This is a genomic window from Pseudomonas sp. 24 E 13 (assembly GCF_900004715.1).
Taxonomy (GTDB): Bacteria; Pseudomonadota; Gammaproteobacteria; order Pseudomonadales; family Pseudomonadaceae; genus Aquipseudomonas; species Aquipseudomonas orientalis_A.
On the sequence record NZ_CVTO01000163.1, the window covers coordinates 9,513 to 12,597 of the forward strand.

General features: G+C 60.1%; 2 protein-coding genes and 1 pseudogene. All 3 read right to left on the reverse strand.

Features of this window, described 5'->3' with window-relative positions; translation table 11 throughout:
- Positions 1–291: 291 nt before the first annotated feature.
- A complete protein-coding gene (locus BFP90_RS26850) occupies positions 292–1,788 on the reverse strand; it encodes a YdgA family protein (protein ID WP_065898457.1) in 1,497 nt (498 codons plus the stop codon).
- 253 nt (positions 1,789–2,041) lie between these two features.
- Entirely contained in the window at positions 2,042–2,674 is a 633-nt protein-coding gene (locus BFP90_RS26855) for an NADH:ubiquinone oxidoreductase subunit N (RefSeq protein WP_065894068.1), read from the reverse strand.
- An 81-nt stretch (positions 2,675–2,755) separates the two neighbouring features.
- A pseudogene (locus tag BFP90_RS26860) lies at positions 2,756–3,085 on the reverse strand (TolC family protein); the annotation flags it as partial.

Consider the following 3,085-nt stretch of genomic DNA (forward strand, 5'->3'; position numbering starts at 1 on the left):
CACAGATAAGCTGACTGATACACCGCCATCGGGGGCAAGCCCCCTCCCACATTGTTAACTGCATTTCAGGATTATTGCGCGCCGCCCATTGCACCGGCTTTGGACATTACGAAGCTGATGAACTGCTCGTCGGCCACACCGCTGACCGGCTGACAGGGACTTTTGCCAGGCACAAAACAAAATGTGGGAGGGGGATTGCCCCCGATAGCAGTGGGTCAGCCACAGATAAGCTGACTGATACACCGCCATCGGGGGCAAGCCCCCTCCCACATTGTTAACTGCATTTCAGGGTTATTGCGCGCCGCCCATGGCACCGGCTTTGGACATTACGAAGCTGATGAACTGTTCGACGGTCATCTTCTGGCCGTTGAAGGTCACTTCGTTGTTGGCGTAATGCAGCTTGGATACCACGTCGGTGCCCACCAGGGTTGCCAGTTGAGTGCCCACGGCCACGCCGCTGACCATCTCGGCCGCCATTTGCGATTGCTGTTCGATGGCTTTAGGGTCAGTCACGCCGCCGAGCTGGGCTTGCAGCGCGGCCACGTCGCTGATCATCGGTTTGGACAGGGTGAGGTTGGCGTCCAGCAGCGCAATCATCTGCTTGCCCAGCTCAACCGGTGGCAGTTCCATGGAAGCCGGCTTGGCCAGGTCCAGGACAAGGTTGAACTTGCTCTCGCCATGGGTGGTTTTCAGCGACAGGTTTTCCACGGCCACTTGCGGCTTGGCGGCCAGCACCTGGTTGACGTTGGCTTCGGCCAGGGTCTGTTCGGCTTCGGTCAGTTGCAGCTCGGGCGCGGGTTGACCGGCAGCGGCGGCTGCTTGCACCGGCTGCATCTTGTCCTGGTAGAGCTTGGTCAGCACCAGCATTGCCGGGATGTCGACGTTTTTCATGCTGACGGCCATGGCGGCCGAGCCCACAGGCTTACCCTGGTAACCAATCTCGTCGATCTTGTAGTCGACGCGGCCGGCCAGGTTGTTGTCCTTGGTCTCGCTGGAGTCTTTCTGCTCGAAACCCTTGAGGGTCAGCACAGACTTCTGCGGGCCGAAGGTGACCTTGGTGTCGGTCAGTTCGATGGTGTTCTGGCCGGTGTAGAAACCGAACGTGGATTTGGCCAGGTTGCTGGCAACGGTCAGGCCGGCCAGTTCAGCTGCGAACGCGTCGCCATTGGCATCGACGGCCGCGACCTTGAGGCTGTTCATGTAGCCGTCGGCCTTGACCTTCTGGCCTTCGGCGCTGCTGTCGAATTCCAGGTTGGCGCCGGAGAAGCTCACCGAGGACTTGTCGTCCTTGAATTCCAGGGGCAGCAGTTCGACGTTGCCGTTGACCGAACGGCTGTAACCGATATTGGCCACGCCTTTGAGCGGCGACACGTCTTTGGCGGCGGCGAACCATTGTTCGGTGGTGGCGTTCTTTTCCAGTTCGTAGTGACTGGTGGCCATCACCGGCAGCCATTTCAGGGTAACCAGGCGCGAGAACGGCAGCGGGCCGTGTTCGATATGGTCGACGAACAGCAGCTCGGGGTTGGGGTTTTGCTCGCCGAACACACGGCCCTGGCCTTTGAGGCGGTAATGGGCGGTGCTGCTGAACACACCACGGTCCAGGGAGACCAGCTCCAGGGACACGCTACCGTCCACGCCGGCCATGGAGGTCTGCAGTTCCTTGTTGGCGTTCTGGATCGCGGTTTGCAGGACCGGCTCCAGTTGTTTACCGGTGTACCAGGCGCCGCCTGCACTGACGACGCCAACGGCGACAACAAAACCCAAAAGAACGACTGCTGGCTTATTCATGAAGTGACCTGATCAAATCCTGTGAGAAGTGGGCTGTCTTCCTTGAACCCCGGAGGGGTCCTTGTAGGAGCGAGCTTGCTCGCGAAGAACTCATAGGCACCGCGTTTATTCAGAATGCACGCGTTATCGTTGAGGTTTTTCGCGAGCAAGCCCGCTCCTACAGTAGTGGCCCGTGTGGCCGAAAGGCTGGGGAAGATTAGCACTGGCGGGCGCAAACGGCCCAGCCTTTCAGAGGGATCAGTTCATCAGGAGTTCAGGAGTACTCCAGCTCTATTTCATCCAACTGGTGATCAAAACTCTTCAGGCGCGCCGTCCAGGTGTAGACCAACACCTCGAACTCACGGTGTATCACCGCGTTGCCGGGGGTGTCGGTCTTGGGGTCGCAGAAATCCAGCTGATAGCGCTCGCGGGCCATCTGCGTGGCGACATCGGACAATTCCCGCGCGTTATTCAGCCAATGCCTGCCGTCAGCGACCTGTCGATCCAACACGACGCATTGCGTCTTCAGCACTTCGAGGCTTTTTTCCAGGGGCGTGCCGGTGAGGTCGCCCATGACTTCCTGGAACGTGCGACCGGGTTGCCAGTAGCTGCCCCAGAAATAGCGGTCAAACACGGTTTCGACACGGCGCAGGGCCACCTTGGTGTCCCAGATTGCGACGCGGGTCTTGCCTTGTTCCAGCAACTTTCGCTTCACGCGTTGGTTTTGATAGGAGGCCCAGGCCACCACGCCGATGGACAAGGTGCCGATCACCAGGCAGGCGCTGTCGAGAAAGACCATGGCCTTGTCGAGTTGGTGGGCGAGCATGACCCCGTAGAAATACGCGGCCGATAACAGCACCAGTGCGAAGAGCACGCACCAGAAAGCGGGAGCATAAGGGTTTTTCATTATTGGAATCCCCATGAGCAAACGCGAGCAGTGTCAGGTGAGGCTTCACGACGCCTCACCTGACAAAGCATAGCTATCACCTCACGGTTTGCCGGGTTTTATCCCTTGCGTTCGTCCGCTTTCCCAGCCGCCGCCCAGCGCCAGGAACAGGTCGATCTGGCTCATCGCAACCTGGGTGTTGGCCGCCGCCAATTGCGCGCGCATGGCGGTGTAGGTGCGGGTCGCCTGCAGATCGGCGAGAAACGACTCGCGCCCGGCCTGGAAGAAGCGATGAGTCTGGTCCGCCGCCTCGCGCGCCGACCGCTCAGCGTCGGCCAGCGCTTCACGGCGCTGCAGCATCGCGGTGTATTGCGCCAGGCCGGTCTGGGTTTCGCGGATAGCGTTGAGCACCACCCCGTCGAAATGCGCCAG

What these genes read in the sequence shown, in the direction of transcription:
- BFP90_RS26855 (WP_065894068.1), bottom strand. Translation starts at nt 2,674, where the DNA reads ATGAAAAACCCTTATGCTCCCGCTTTCTGGTGCGTGCTCTTCGCACTG.
- BFP90_RS26850 (WP_065898457.1), bottom strand. Translation starts at nt 1,788, where the DNA reads ATGAATAAGCCAGCAGTCGTTCTTTTGGGTTTTGTTGTCGCCGTTGGC.